Source organism: Modestobacter sp. L9-4 (genome assembly GCF_019112525.1).
Classification (GTDB): Bacteria; Actinomycetota; Actinomycetes; order Mycobacteriales; family Geodermatophilaceae; genus Modestobacter.
In genome coordinates this window covers 2,789,006-2,802,503 of sequence record NZ_CP077800.1, presented here as the reverse complement: position 1 = coordinate 2,802,503, position 13,498 = coordinate 2,789,006, and the positions used below count along the sequence as shown (strand labels likewise).

General features: G+C 77.9%; 12 protein-coding genes and 1 pseudogene. 2 read left to right on the top strand and 11 right to left on the bottom strand.

The features are described 5' to 3' along the window. The 7 genes and pseudogenes from KUM42_RS20420 to ssd form a co-directional block, all read right to left on the bottom strand. A pseudogene (locus KUM42_RS20420) lies at positions 1 to 330 on the bottom strand (Rv3654c family TadE-like protein); the annotation flags it as partial. Positions 331 to 464: 134 nt separating this feature from the next. Then, positions 465 to 833 carry a TadE family type IV pilus minor pilin gene (locus KUM42_RS13180; RefSeq protein ID WP_237492958.1) on the bottom strand — a complete coding sequence of 123 codons (369 nt, stop codon included), beginning with the start codon at positions 831 to 833 and terminating at the stop codon, positions 465 to 467. A 14-nt stretch (positions 834 to 847) separates the two neighbouring features. After that, positions 848 to 1,075, bottom strand: a complete 228-nt coding sequence (locus KUM42_RS13175; protein WP_237492956.1) for a DUF4244 domain-containing protein — start codon at positions 1,073 to 1,075, stop codon at positions 848 to 850. Positions 1,076 to 1,203: 128 nt separating this feature from the next. After that, entirely contained in the window at positions 1,204 to 1,926 is a 723-nt protein-coding gene (locus KUM42_RS13170) for a type II secretion system F family protein (RefSeq protein WP_237492955.1), read from the bottom strand. Then, positions 1,923 to 2,699, bottom strand: coding sequence for a type II secretion system F family protein (locus tag KUM42_RS13165; RefSeq protein WP_237492953.1), 777 nt, complete (start codon positions 2,697 to 2,699; stop codon positions 1,923 to 1,925). Before KUM42_RS13165 ends, KUM42_RS13170 begins: the two co-directional genes overlap by 4 nt. Beyond that, positions 2,696 to 3,850: a TadA family conjugal transfer-associated ATPase gene (locus KUM42_RS13160; RefSeq protein ID WP_237492952.1), complete on the bottom strand. Its 1,155-nt coding sequence runs from the start codon at positions 3,848 to 3,850 to the stop codon at positions 2,696 to 2,698. Before KUM42_RS13160 ends, KUM42_RS13165 begins: the two co-directional genes overlap by 4 nt. After that, on the bottom strand, positions 3,847 to 4,938 hold the full coding sequence (ssd, locus tag KUM42_RS13155; protein ID WP_237492950.1) for a septum site-determining protein Ssd: 1,092 nt from the start codon (positions 4,936 to 4,938) through the stop codon (positions 3,847 to 3,849). Before ssd ends, KUM42_RS13160 begins: the two co-directional genes overlap by 4 nt. A 2,418-nt stretch (positions 4,939 to 7,356) precedes the next feature. Between ssd and KUM42_RS13145 the strand changes: the two genes are divergently transcribed. Beyond that, entirely contained in the window at positions 7,357 to 7,911 is a 555-nt protein-coding gene (locus KUM42_RS13145; RefSeq protein WP_237492947.1) for a sugar transferase, read from the top strand. A gap of 15 nt (positions 7,912 to 7,926) precedes the next feature. Here KUM42_RS13145 and KUM42_RS13140 read toward each other — a convergent pair whose 3' ends face one another. Continuing rightward, a complete protein-coding gene (locus KUM42_RS13140; protein WP_237492945.1) occupies positions 7,927 to 8,199 on the bottom strand; it encodes a hypothetical protein in 273 nt (90 codons plus the stop codon). 190 nt (positions 8,200 to 8,389) lie between these two features. Between KUM42_RS13140 and KUM42_RS13135 the strand changes: the two genes are divergently transcribed. Then, entirely contained in the window at positions 8,390 to 9,130 is a 741-nt protein-coding gene (locus tag KUM42_RS13135) for a class I SAM-dependent methyltransferase (RefSeq protein WP_237492943.1), read from the top strand. 17 nt (positions 9,131 to 9,147) lie between these two features. On the opposite strand, the gene KUM42_RS13130 is transcribed toward KUM42_RS13135, so the two are convergent. From KUM42_RS13130 to KUM42_RS13120, 3 genes are all read right to left on the bottom strand, one after another. Further along, the gene (locus KUM42_RS13130; protein WP_237492942.1) at positions 9,148 to 10,758 is read right to left on the bottom strand and encodes a right-handed parallel beta-helix repeat-containing protein; all 1,611 of its coding nucleotides are present in this window, start codon (positions 10,756 to 10,758) and stop codon (positions 9,148 to 9,150) included. Between the two features lie 134 nt (positions 10,759 to 10,892). Then, positions 10,893 to 12,050 (bottom strand): glycosyltransferase, encoded by a 1,158-nt coding sequence (locus KUM42_RS13125; protein ID WP_237492940.1) that lies wholly within the window; start codon positions 12,048 to 12,050, stop codon positions 10,893 to 10,895. 1 nt (position 12,051) lies between these two features. Continuing rightward, positions 12,052 to 13,227 carry an OmpA family protein gene (locus KUM42_RS13120; RefSeq protein ID WP_237492938.1) on the bottom strand — a complete coding sequence of 392 codons (1,176 nt, stop codon included), beginning with the start codon at positions 13,225 to 13,227 and terminating at the stop codon, positions 12,052 to 12,054. Between the last annotated feature and the right edge of the window lie 271 nt (positions 13,228 to 13,498).

Below are 13,498 nucleotides of genomic sequence, written 5' to 3'. Positions count from 1 at the left end.
TGCGCGTGCCCGGGCGTCGAGCACCCCGAGCGGGCCGAGCCGGACCGGGACGTGCACGTGCAGCTCGACCACCGCGCCGGCGCTGACGCCGCAGGAGTCGAGCGTCGCGGCGTTCGCCTCCGCCAGCCGTGCGGCGACCGCGCAGGCCGCGGGGTCGCCCTGCACGGCGGCGCCCGCGGCGGCGAGCGCGGCCAGGTCGGCGGCCGAGGTCGCCCGGTGCCGGGCGACGACCGCGGCGCCGACGAGCAGCACGGCCGCGCCGACCAGCGCGAGCACGCCGGCCAGCGCGACCGTCCACACGGTCGCCGAACCCCGCTCCCCGTCGGTCACGACCGGGCCGCCGGACCCGGTCGGATCGCCGTACCCGGTCAGGCCGTCGGTCACGGTCGAGCCGGACGTGGTCGGGTCGTGGGTCACGGCCGAGCCGTCGGTCACGGTCGAGCCGAACCTGGTCGGGCCGCCGGTCACGGCCGGGCCGCCGGTTCGAGGGCACCCGTCGCCGTGGCCGACACCTCGAGGTGCCAGGGCAGCGGCCCGAGCGGGGAGACCGTCGCCGAGACGGTGACCTGCACCGTCTCCCCCGCCGTCGCCACACCGGTGACCGCTCCCTCGGGCGCGGCCCGGCCGGCGACGTCGGTGACCACCCCGGCCGGCTCGCCACGGGCCGCGGCCCGGGCACCCTCCCGGGCGGCGTCGACGCAGCGCAGCTGGGCACCGACGACCACCACCGCGGCGACGGCGCCGGCCAGCACCATCAGCAGCACCGGCAGCACGACGGCCGTCTCCGCGGTGACCATGCCCGCCTCCCGGTCGGGAGCGGTCCGTGTCGACATGGCGACGAGTCGACTCAGGACAGCGTGCTCAGCGCCGACTCGACCAGGTCGCCGAGCGCGGCGACCACCGAGCCGCCGGTGACCACCTTGTAGAGCACCGCGGCGAAGGCGCACGCCGCGACCGTGCCGACCGCGTACTCGGCGGTGCTCATGCCGTCCTCGTCGGTGGCCTGCGCCTGCGCCCACCGCCGCGCCAGCGCCGTCCGGAGCGTCGTCGTCCCGGCCTGCAGTTCCTCGTCCATGTCCCACCCTCCCTGCGGACCGCCTGCCGGTCCGTCGCACCGACCCTGCTGCCGCCGGGGCCGCCGCTCCAGGGCCCGGCCGCAGCTGTGGACGGCGGCCCGGGATGTGGACGGCGGCGGGCACGGGCTCAGAACACGTCGCCGGCGATGCCGAGCACGAGGGGCACGACGCCCAGGCAGAGGAACGCCGGCAGGAAGCACAGCCCCAGCGGCGCGAGCACCCACACCCCGGCCCGGCGGACGGCGGCCTCGGTGCGGCTGCGCGCGGACCCGCGCAGGTCGGCGGCCAGCCGCTGCAGCGCGGGCACGACCGAGGACCCGGACTCCCCTGCCCGCACCACCGTGCGGGCCAGCGCGTCGACCGGTGCGGCCACATCGGCCCACGCCCGCTGCGGGGACGCGCCGAGCCGGTACAGCCCGCCCACCGCGGTGAGCCGCTCCCCCAGCGGGCCGGGCACCGCGTCGGCGACGGCGGCCACCGCGGTGCCCACCGGGGTGCCCGCCTGCAGGCACACGGCCAGCAGGTCGCAGGCCACCGGCAGGTCACGGCCCAACTGCTCGGCGTCCCCGGGCGGTGCACCGGAGCGCCGGAGCAGCCGTTCCAGCCCGGCGACCACGCCGGCGGCCAGCAGCCCGGCCGGCAGCCCGCCGCCCAGGAGCAGGTACGTCACCAGCCCACCGGCGACCGCCTCTGTCCAGCGACGCCGGACGCCCGGTGGCCCGCTCGGTGTCCGGCGCGGGCGAGCAGGTGCGGCGGTGGGCAGCAGTGCGCGCAGGCGCTGCCGGCGGGCCGTGGCGGACGAGGGCCAGGCCAGCAGCCCAGCGGCGAGCAGCGCCAGCGATGCGCTCACGCGGCCACCGCGCGCCGCACCAGCCGGCCCGTCCAGGCCGTGCCGGCGAGCTCGAGCGCCACTCCGAGCACCAGCAGGACCGTGCCCGGACCGGTGGTGGTCAGCACCCGCCAGGGGTCCGCGCCCACCCCGCTGCCCATCAGCAGCCCGAGCACGGGGAGGCCGGCGAGCACGGTCGCGCTGGCCCGTGGCCCGGCGACCGCCGAGCGCAGCTCCTCCTCCGCGCGCAGCCGCGCCCGGAGGTCGTCCTCCACCGCGGCGGTCACCCCGGCCAGCGAGCAGCCGGTGCGGGCGCTCAGCCGCACGGCGGCGGCCATCCGCGCCAGCGCCGGGTCGCCGTCCGGGGGCGGTTCGCCCAGCCGCAGCACCGGGCCCAGCGCCCCGGCGACCGCAGGTTCCGGACAGCCGGTGACCGTGGTGGCCGTGGCGTCGGCCAGCGGCCGCCCCGCCCGCAGCTCGGCGACCAGGACGCCGAGGGCCTCGGCCAGCGCCCGGGTGCCGCGGTCGTCGGCGGCGGCCCGGGCCCGCTGCTGCACGGCCCGCCCGACCGCTGCCGCGACGCCCGCCGCCAGCGCGGCGACCACGGGAGTGGACAGCACCAGTCCGGCAGCAGCGGCGACCAGCGCGGGCAGCACCAGCCCGAGCCGCCCGGTCACCAGCCGGGTGGGATCGACCCGGTGACCCGGCGTGGGGTCGAGCCGGCCGGCGCTGCCCCGCACACCCGACGGCCAGGACAGCAGTGCCGCGGCGAGGCAGAGCAGCAGCGCGGTCACCCCGGCACCCGGACGCCGAGCAGGGCGGCGAGATCCGGGCGCGCCGGGCAGTCGCCGCCGTCGGCCCGCCACCCGGCGGCCACCTCGATCAGCTCGCCGTGCCGCCGCACCACGCCCAGCTCGGCGACGTGCCGGCCGGCGTCCCCGCGCTGCAGGTGCACGACCAGCGACAGCGCGGCCGCCGCCTGGCTGTGCACGGCCGCCCGGCCCAGACCGGCCGCGCCGCCCAGCGCCTCGAGCCGGGCGGGCAGGTCGGCTGGCCGGTTGACGTGCACGGTGCCGCAACCGCCGTCGTGCCCGGTGTTGAGCGCAGCCAGCAGGTCGACCACCTCCGCACCTCGCACCTCCCCCACGACCAGCCGGTCCGGGCGCATCCGGAGGGCCTGCCGGACCAGGTCGCGCAGCGTCACCGCACCGGCGGCCTCCACGTTGGGCGGGCGGGTCAGCAGCCGGACGACGTGCGGGTGCCGCGGCGTGAGCTCGGGGGCGTCCTCGCACAGCAGCAGCCGCTCGGCGGGGTCGGCCAGCCCGAGCAGCGCCGACAGCACGGTGGTCTTGCCGGTGCCCGTCCCGCCGGTCACCAGGAACGCCAACCGCGCCCGGACCAGGTGCCGCAGCAGGTCCGCAGCGGCGCCGGGCAGCGCACCGCGGGCGGCCAGGTCGGCGAAGGACAGCTCGGCCCGGGTCAGCACCCGCAGCGACAGGCAGGTGCCCGAGCCGGAGACCGGCGGGAGGACGGCGTGCAGCCGGGTGCCGTCGGGCAGCCCGGCGTCCACCCACGGCGAGGCGTCGTCCAGCCGGCGCCCGGCCGCCGCGGCCAGCCGGACGGCGAGCCGGCGCACGGCGGCCTCGTCGGGGAAGCGCACGTCGACCGGCTCCAGCCCGCCACCCCGGTCGACCCAGACGGACGCCGGGCCGTTGACCAGCACGTCGGTGACCCCGGGCAGCCGCAGCAGCGGTTCCAGCACGCCTGCACCGGACAGCTCGTCGGTGGCAGCGCGCACCGCGTCGAGCACCGCCCGGTTCCCGAGCAGCCCACCGGACTCCTCCCGGACCAGCGCGGCCACCGCCGCTGCGCTGGGCGCCCCGGCCGAGGCGGCGAGCCGGGCGCGCACCCGCTCGACCAGCGGGGACGCCGACTCCCCGGTCACGCCGCCCGCCCGGCCAGCTGGGCGAGCAGCTGCCGGCTCAGCACGCCCAGTGGCGAGCGCGCCGCGACCGAGGGCGGTTCGCCCCGCTCGCTACGGGCCACCGCGGACCGGTCGGCGGCCAGCTCGGCGAACACCGGCCGGCCCAGCAGGGCGGCGACGTCGGCGCGGGCCAGCCCACCGGGCACCGGCCGACTGACGACCAGCGCCGGGGCCCAGGGCCGGGAGCCCTCCAGCAGGACGCGCGCCGCGGCGACGGCGCGCAGCCGGGCCGGGACGACCAGCACCGCCAGCTCGGCCTCGGCCAGCACCGGTTCGGCGGCGGCGCTGCGCGGCGGCAGGTCGACGACCACCGCGCAGCCGCTGTCGCGGGCGCCGGCGCCGACGGCCAGCAGCGCCTCCGGAGGCACCTCCTGCGGGTGCTCCCGGGAGGCCGACAGCACCGCGACACCGGCGGCCTCGGGCAGCGCCGCAGCCAGCGCCGGCCCGGACACCCGCCCGCTGGTGGCCGACAGCTCCGGCCAGCGCAGCCCGGGTGACTGCTCGGCGCCCAGCAGCAGGTCCAGTCCACCGGCCCACCCGTCGCCGTCGACCAGCAGCACGTCGCCGTCCGCACCGGGGCGGGCGGCGAGCGCCAGGGCGGTGGCCACCGTGCTGGCCCCGGAGCCGCCGCAGGCACCGCCCACCACCGCCAGCCAGCCCGGTGACCCCGGCGCCCGCACCGCGGCCGTCACGCGCTCGACCAGCCAGGTCTCGTCCCGGGGCAGGACGACGACCCGCTCGGCGCCCAGCTCGACCGCGGCCGGCCACACCTCGGCGGACGGCTCCCCTGCGGCGACGACGAGCAGGCCGGCCCTGCGCGGCAGCGCCCGCACCGGGGCGCTGGCCAGCACGTCGACGCCGAGGAGGACCAGCGGGGCGTTGCGGTGCGCTCGGCGCAGTGCACCGCCGCCGGAGGTGAGCTCGCCGGTGCTGCCGGCGGCGGCGAGCAGCCGGAGCAGGTCGTCGAGCAGCACCGGGTCGGTGCTGACCACGAGCGGGCGGGCGGGGGCGACCGCCCCGGGGACGGTGGTGGAGGAGGCAGCAGACACGCCACCCAGCGCAGTCCTCCACAGCGGTCGGCGGGAGGACGCCGGCACATCTGTGGACGCAGCACCCGGATGTGGACGGCGGTGCACCGGTCCCTGCGCGGGCCAGGCGCTCATCGGGCGGTGCTCCAGGACCCGACCGACACGCGCCCCAGTCGTGACCGGTCACCAGCTGTGACGAGACACGCCGCCGCTCAGGTGCCGCGCCGCAGGGTCTTGACGCCCATCCGGGTGAGGGCCAGCGTGCCCACGGTGACGTCCCCAGGGCTGAGCGGCATCCCGCCCGGGGTCGTCGCCGTCCGGGACCACCCAGGGGTCGGCCTCCGCGCCGCGCCGCGCCGGGCGCTCGCCGCGGCCGCGTTGGCCGTCGGAGCCTGGCTGCTGCTCGCTCTCGGGGCCTCCCCCGCCCGTGCCGGCGACCCACCGCAGGCGACCCACGAGGTGGGCGTCGCGTCGTCCGCACCGGCACCGGCACCGGCCCCGGTCGCCGACGTCCCGGTCGCCGACGACACGACTGCCGCGGACACGGACGCCCCGGCCCCGCATGCCGCGGCCCCGGACAAGGCAGCCCCGGACAAGGCACCTCCGGACGAGGCACCTCCGGACGAGGCACCTCCGGACAAGACGCCTCCGGACAAGACGCCTCCGGACAAGGCGCCCCCGGACGAGGCAGTCCCGGACGAGAAAGTCCTGGACGAGGCGGCCCCCGACCAGGCGGCCCCCGCCCTGACGACACCGGACGCTGAGACCCCCCACGTAACGACCCCGGACGTGACGACACCGGACGTGACGACACCGGACCTGACGACACCGGACGGTGAGACCCCGGACGAGACGACACCGGACGTGACGGCCTCGGAGACTGGTGCCCAGGGCGTCTCGACCCGCGGTGTCTGGGTCCGGACAGGGCACGAGACCCCCGACGCTCCCGTCCGCGGCCGGTCCGGCGGCGCGGCTACCAGGCCTGACCTCGTCGACGTCCCGTCGCCCTCGACGTCTGCGGAACCCGGTCCGGGGCCGATCGACGGAGATCCGCCCGCCACCGGCGTCACCACCTGGTCCCTTCCGGTGGGACACGATGAGGCCGTCGGGGCGGAGGCCGAGGCTGCGCCCGAGCCAACGCCGGAACCCGCACCTCTCCAGGAGCCCCCGACCGACGTCACGTCCGAGTCCCCGTTCGAGCCCGCTCCGTCGGCGACCACCCCGGACCCGCGCCCGGACCCGCGCCCGGCCCCGGCACAGACCCCGGCAAAGACTGCGACGGAGGCCCCGGCCCCGGCTCCGGCCCCGGCCCCGGCTCCGGTAGAGACTCCGACAGAGGCCCCGGCTCCGGCTCCGACTGCCAACCCGGTCCCGAGCCCGCCGCCGACCTCGGGGACGGACACCGGCGGCACCACCCCCGGGACTCCCCCGCGTGAGCCCGCCGCCGCACCGGCGTGCCCGGTGACGCCACCACGACCGCTCGCCGCCGAGGACCCCGCGGCCCCGGCCGCGACCACACCGCCCCGACCCTGCTCACCCTCCGGCGGCACCGTCCCGGCCGAGGACAACGCCGACGCCACGAGCACGGCGGACACCCGGACGACCGGCGCGACGGCCCCGCCAGTGACCGCCGAGCCCGCGCCGGCCACGACCGTCGAGACGCCGGCACTCCCAGCGACAGCCCACCGGACAGCCACCGACCCACCACCCACCAGCGAGACCGCAGCGGGAGCGGTCGCGGTCGGCACCCCCATCGATGCCCGACGGGTGACACCCGCGCCCGCCGGTCCGCGCCCCGCCTGTCCGACCCCGGCCCGCCACGACAGTCGCCCGTGGACCACAGGTACTCGGACAGGCGGCGCAGCCAGCGCCCCGGCCGCGGCGACCTCGGCCAAGCCGCAACCGCCGGCGACCGGCACCCCCGAACCCGCCGCCGCAGCTGATCCCGTCCCCCTGGTGCCGCCGCCGCCCGCCCTGCCGTCGCCCACCACGCCACCGGCCGCGCCGTCGCCCGCCCCGCCGACCAACGCCGGTGCCGGCGGGTGCGGGCCGGGCGCGTCCGGGTCCGGTGAGCGCCTGCGCCTGCGCGACCCGTCGGCCGTCCTGCCCACCGGTGCCCGAGCCGGTGACGGTGCTCCCCGGGACGTCCGTGTGCTGCCCGCAGCGGCGGCGCAGGCGACCTCCCGCCCAGGCGATCCCGCCACACGCCCGGACTGAGCTGCGGCGACTCCCGCACCTGCCCCACCCCTGCAGTCGCGCGGACGCACTGCGCCGTCAGCTCCCGACCGCACCCACCCGATGCGAGCGGTCCGCGCCGCCCGGCCCGTCCTGCGGCCGCCCGTCGCGGACGACCGCGACGCCCCTCCACCCGGCGCGTCAGGGACCCGGCCCACACAGCCGCGGTCCCGCCGCCACCCTGCACCAGTCCGGGAGGACAACGTGTCCCTGACCGTCTCCCACGGCCTGCACCCGCGCGGACCACTGCCCCTCACCAAGACCGCCCTCGACCGCCTGGGCGCCGCCGTCCTGCTGCTCCTGGCTGCGCCGTGGATGGCCGCGCTGGCGGTCGTCCTGTGGAGCCACGACGACGGCCCGGTCCTCCACCGGGAAGCGCGACTGGGCCAGTGGGACCGCCCGTTCCACCTGCTCCGCTTCCGCGTCACCGGCCCGGGCCTCACCACCGGCCGGGTCGGCGCGCTGCTGCAGCGGACCTGTCTGGACGAGCTGCCCCAGCTGATCAACGTGCTGCGCGGCGAGATGTCCCTGGTCGGCCCCCGCGCGGAGGCCCCGGGGCACGCCCGTCCGCACGGGACGACCCTGGCGCGCTCGGCCCTGCGGCCCGGCCTGACCGGTCTCGGTGCGCTCGCCCGGGGGCGGGCGGACGAGGACACCTCGGCCGTCGTCGACCGCTACCTGCGCGAGTGGTCGCTCGGCCTGGACCTGCTCATCCTCGGGCGGGCCCTCGGGCGGGCCGTGCGGGGCCCGGTCGACTGAACGGGGGGCGCCCGGTCAGCCGGCGTCCTCCGGGGGCTCCTGGCCGCGGTCCGCCGGTGGCCGCCAGCCGGTGCGGAACCACTGCTCCAGCTCCTCGGCCGACGGCGGCGGCGCGGGTTCGGGGAGCGCGACAGCGGACGAGCCGCTGGTCCGGCTGCGCGACCGTCGGGCGGTCCGGGCGTCCGCGTCGTCCGCGCGGTCGGCGGCGCGGATCGCACGACCGACGACGACGACGAGCGCACCGGTGAACACCAGCCAGCACAACCCGATGACGAGGGCAGTGGTCACGGCCCCTCCTCGGTCTGGCGCCGGCCGGGAGGACGGTCGGTTGTCCACCATCGTCCCCCGCGCCGGCGGGACCGACAACTGCCAGGCGTCCGCAGCCGACCGTCCGGCCCGTGCCCGGAGCCGTTGACGCCGGTGCTCCCAGCCGCTTAGCTCGGCGGGACGGCGTCCACGGCACCCGACGGGAGGGCCGGTGACCTCCACCGCCCTGTGGAAGACGAAGCAGGCCACGCGACGGCTGACCACCGCCTGGGGGCGCAGCGGGAGCCGGGGGCTGGCCACGGAGGGCCTGCGGCTGGCCGGGGAACTGCGCGGCATCCCGGTGGCCCTCACCCGGGAGCTGGTCTTCGACCTGCGGCACGGCACCCGCACCCGCGGCTTCGTGCGCAACGAGGACCACGTCGCCGCCCGCTCGGTGGGCGGTGACCCGACCTTCTACCAGCCCATCGGGCTGCGTCCGCTGGGCGAGGCGCTGGCCACCGTCCCGGTCGACCGGGCCGGCAGCACCCTGGTCGACCTCGGTGCCGGACGGGGACGGGCGGTGCTGCTGGCCGCCGAGGCCGGCTTCGGCCGCGTGGTCGGCGTCGAGCTCGACGAGCACCTCGCCGCCGAGGCGCAGGAGAACATCCGGCGCTGGCGGCGGCGGGCCGGGCAGGGTGCGACGGCCGACGTCCGGGTCGTCCACGGCGACGCCGCGACCGAGCCGCTGCCGTCGGGACCGCTGGTGGTGATGATGTTCAACCCCTTCGGTGCCACCACGCTCGAGCTCGTCCTGCGGTCCCTGCGCAGCGCCCGCCGGGGCGACCCGGACCCGGTCTGGGTCGTCTACGTCAACCCCGTGCACGACGCGGTGTTCGCGACCCTCCCGGGCGCCACGACCCACGCCCGGGGCCGCGACTGGGTGGTCCACCGGCTCGCCCCTGCGGACGACTGACCGACCCGGGCGCCCGGTCAGGAGCCGCCGGCGAGCTCCCCGGCCTGGGGACCGCACGTCCTCTGCCCCACCCCCGGCAGGTCGTTGCCCCGGACCTCGACGTCCTGGACCTCGGCCGCCTCCGGCCACTCCGCGTAGACCCCGCAGGACCCCGTGCCGTCCCCGGTCACCCGGACCCTGTTGTCCGCCACGGTGACGGCGCGGGCGTCGAAGGCCGGACGCTGCGGCTGGGTGGAGCTGCCGTCGAAGGACAGCGCCACCAGCGGCGCCCCGCGGCTGGGCCGCCACGTCACGTCGTTGCCGGAGAACACGACGTCGGTCGTGGCCCACGGCGAGCTGTAGAGCACCAGAGCCGACCCGACGACGCCGTCGAAGCGGTTGCCGGTGATGGTCGCCCCGTGGACCTGGGAGAGGCGCACGACCGCGTCGCTCCACCCGCCGTCACCGGTGACCGTGTTGCCGCGGACGGTGAGCCCGGTGATGAGGTGGTGGTAGGTCCAGTTGCCGTCGGGGGGCATGTCCTGGTCGACGGCGCGGGTGGGCTCGCCTCCGAACGCCGCGAAGGAGGCCATCCGGAACTCGTTGCCGGTGATGTCGACGCCCTCGATGTCCCCGGTGCCCAGCGCGTTGAACACCACCCCGCGGCCGCAGTCGAGGAACCGGTTGCCGGAGACGGTGACCTGGTCCTGCAGCTGCAGGTCCGAGGCGGCGTCGGGACCGATGTAGACGGCCGGCCAGCTGTCGCTGACGACGCTGCCGGTGACGGCCTCGCGCGGGCCGTGCAGCTCGACGCCGCCACTGAAGCCGGCCGGCTGCTGGTCGTGGTCGACGACGATCCGCTCGACCGAGACGTCGGAGGAGGTGAAGTAGAGCGCGGAGAAGTCGTCCTGGTGGGAGTTGCCCGGCACCGAGGTGCCGCCGTTGAGGAACGTGGAGTCCCGCACCGCGATCCGGCTCCCGCCGCCCTGGTCGACGACGTAGTTCTGCCCCGGGGTGTCGCGCATGGTGACGCCGTCGACGGTGACGTCCTGCGCCCCGTACAGGTAGAGGCCGTACCCGGTGATGGTCCGCCCGGCGGGGACGAGGTTGCCCGCGCCGTTGAGGTCGATCGTCAGCCCGGACAGCCGCACGTCGGTGACCGAGTCGCCGAGGAAGACGTTCCCGCCCCACTCGGCGCTGGACGCGGCCATGACGCCGTCGGCCATGACCAGGACGGCGCCGGGGTCGGCGGTGACGGTCTGCCCGTCGCGCAACTGGAACACGAAGTCCGCGCCGACGACGTCGTCCCGCGGGGTGGCGTAGGAGCCCAGCAGGTAGGTGCCGGCGGGCACGTGGACGTCGCTCGCCTCGGCCAGCGCCCGCCGCAACGCCGGGGCGTCGTCGGTCACGCCGTCGCCGGTGGCGCCGAAGGACCGGACGTCGACCGCGCCCGGTGTCGCGGGCGTGCCGGTGCCCGGTGCGCCGGCGCGCGGGGCCGGCGGTGACGGGACCGCCGGCGCGACGGACGACGGCGCGGCCGCGTACGGCGGCGGCTGTCCCCCGTCCTCGCCGGGGCCGCCGGTGAGCAGGAACAGGCCGGTCCCCGCCAGGACCGCGGTCACCACGGCGAGAGCGGTCCGGGCGAGCACGCGCCGCGAGGGTGTCCGGCCCCGGCCCGTGCGCCCCGCCTCCTCGTCCGGCCGGGCCGGGGCGATCGGCTCGGGGGACGTGCCGTGGACCGTCGGGACGGCCGACCGTCCCCGGGGACTCCGGTGGTCCGGGCTCACGGTCCTCCGCCCGGCCCGGTCGTCACGTCGGCGGTGTCCGACGTGACCCCGGGACCGGTGTCGGCGGGCAGGTGCAGCGCCTCGAGGAACGCGCCCCGCCACGCGGTGTAGCTGTAGTGCTCCTCGACCGCCCGGCGGGCGGCGTCGCCCCGCGCGCGGCGGGCGGACTCCGGTTCCTGCAGGACGGTCAGCAGGGCGTCCACCCACTCGTCGGTGCCGGTGGCCGCGGGGGCGCCGAAGTGCTCGAGGACCCGGGCGTTGACGCCGACCGGGGTGGCCACCGAGGGCAGCCCGGCCGCGCCGTACTGCAGCAGCTTGTAGGCGCACTTGCCCCGGGTGAAGGGGATGTCGGGCAGCGGCATGATCCCGCAGTCGGCGGAGGCGAGGAGGGCGTCGGTCTCCCGGCCGGCCCACGCGACGCGGTCGGCCATCACCTCCAGGTCGCCGAGCGAGCGGTCGCCCGAGCTGACCACCGTGAGCCGCGCCCCCGTCCGGCGGTGCACCTCGAGGAGGGCGGGGGTGACGTGGGCGAGGTAGGGCTCGGTCGACGGCGACCCCGCCCAGATGACCCGCGGGACCGCCCCGACGCCGTAGTCCTGCTTCCGCGGGTAGGCATCCGGTTCCACGCAGCTGGGGATGACCCGCACCTCGGGGTTCAGCCGGGCAGCCCCCTCGGCGAGCAGCTCGTTGCCCGCGATGACCAGGTCCGCCGCGCGCACCGCCGTCGACCAGCCGGCGGCCTCGCCGAAGACGCGGTGCACCCCGCCACGGTCGTCGGCGAACAGGGCGTCGTCGAAGTCGAACACCCCCCAGCCGGAGCGCCGGAGCAGGTCGGCCTCCACCCGGCCGCGGGTGAACGGGCCCAGCGAGCGCGAGATGAGCAGCCGCTCCCAGCCCGGCCCGTGGCCGGTCCGGCGCAGCCGTCGCTCCGCCCGCACGACCTCCAGGGGTCGGCGCAGCAGCGTCCCCGGTCGGACGTTCGGCGTGCCCATGTACTGCAGCACCTGCTCGGCCTCCAGGCCGAGGAACCGCAGCCACTCCAGCACCCGGACCCGGGTGCTGGCCCCGGCCGGCCCGTAGGAGGAGCCGACGGCGATCCGGGGCAGGACGGCGGCGGTGCTCACGTCGGCGGTGCTCGGTCCAGGTGCGGTCATGTCAGACACACTCGATGGGCTCGGTGAAGTCGATCCGGATCGTGCGGTTGAGGGCCGCGGCCCCCGGCAGGAGGTGCCCGGTGTCGTCCCGGTCGGGCACCCGGCCCGCGAACTCGCTGCCCAGGCCGAGCACGTGCAGCTGTGGGACAGGCACACCGAGGTCGATGAGGACGTAGGCCACCTCCTGGGCCCGGTCCTCGCTGACCTGGCGGTCCACGGCGGCCTCGCCCACCGCGGGGGACGTGCCGAACACCTCCGCGATCAGCTCCGGGCGGGCGATGAGCTGCTCGGCGTAGGGGCGCAGCAGCTGCGTCGCCGCGGCCCGGTCCAGCAGGGCCGGCTCACCCGGCCGGAAGGCCAGCGGCCCGCCGGTCAGGGTGAGCACCTCACCGGTGCAGCGCATGCCGGGGTCGACGGTCACCGGCTCGACCGGCGGCAGGGACGACTCCGGGACGCCGACCAGCCGGTCGTCACCGCGCTGGACGACGGTGGCCCCCGACCGCTCGAGGACGGCGGTCCAGATGGAGGCGAGCTGCGTGCGGCGGGCTGCGTCGAGCGGTTCCTGCGGCGGCGCGGTGTCCCCGAGGCCCTGGAGCACGACCGACCAGCCACGCAGGTCGGGCAGCCGGCTGAAGTCGGCGAGGGTGTCGGCGACCTGGCGGGGGTCGGCGTCGAGCATGCCGGGCGCGGTGAGGTCGAGCGCCCCGGCGGTGGCCAGGCCGGAGTCGACCAGGACGAGCGTGCGGAGCCCGGTCGGCGTGCCGACCGTCTGGACGCCGAGGTCGATGGCCGTGAGCAGGTCGCTCTCCGGTGCGCGCGCCCGCGCTCCCGTGACCGCCGCGTCGACCAGGCCCCGGTTGGCCGCGTACTGCTCCTCGCGTTCCCCGGCGTCCGCCGCGTCGGCGGTCAGCGACCTCGGCAGCTCCGGGGCGTAGGGCGCCCCGTCGGCGACGACGAGGGAGAACACCGACTGCTGGGCGACCGCGAGGTCCCGGGCCGAGGCGGCGGCGCCGGACAGCACCGGAGGCGCCGCGTTGGACCGCCCGCCGACCACGACCACGAGCGCTCCGCTCGGCTCGGTCGCCGCCGCCGGGACGGCGCACGCGGCCGCACTGCCCACCACGGCGAGCGAGAGCACGGCGGCTGCCCACCGGCCCGGGCGCGGGGTGCCCCTCACCGCGGCACCCTCGCCGCCTCCGGGCCCCCGTCGGTCGGGCCGTCCACCTCGCGTCTGGTCACGGCGTCCCAGCGGGCCGGCGAGGTCCTCGACCGGGCCGTGAGCGCCGCGAGCGTCCACTTCCGCACGGCCGGGAGTGTGGCCGTACCGGTCCCGCTGGTGGCCGTGCGTCGACCCGACCGTGGGTCCTCCCCCGCTGGAGCTCCACGTGACCAGGCGTGCCGTGACGCAGCGCACAGGAACCGTGACGAGCAGCCTGCTCGGCTGCACG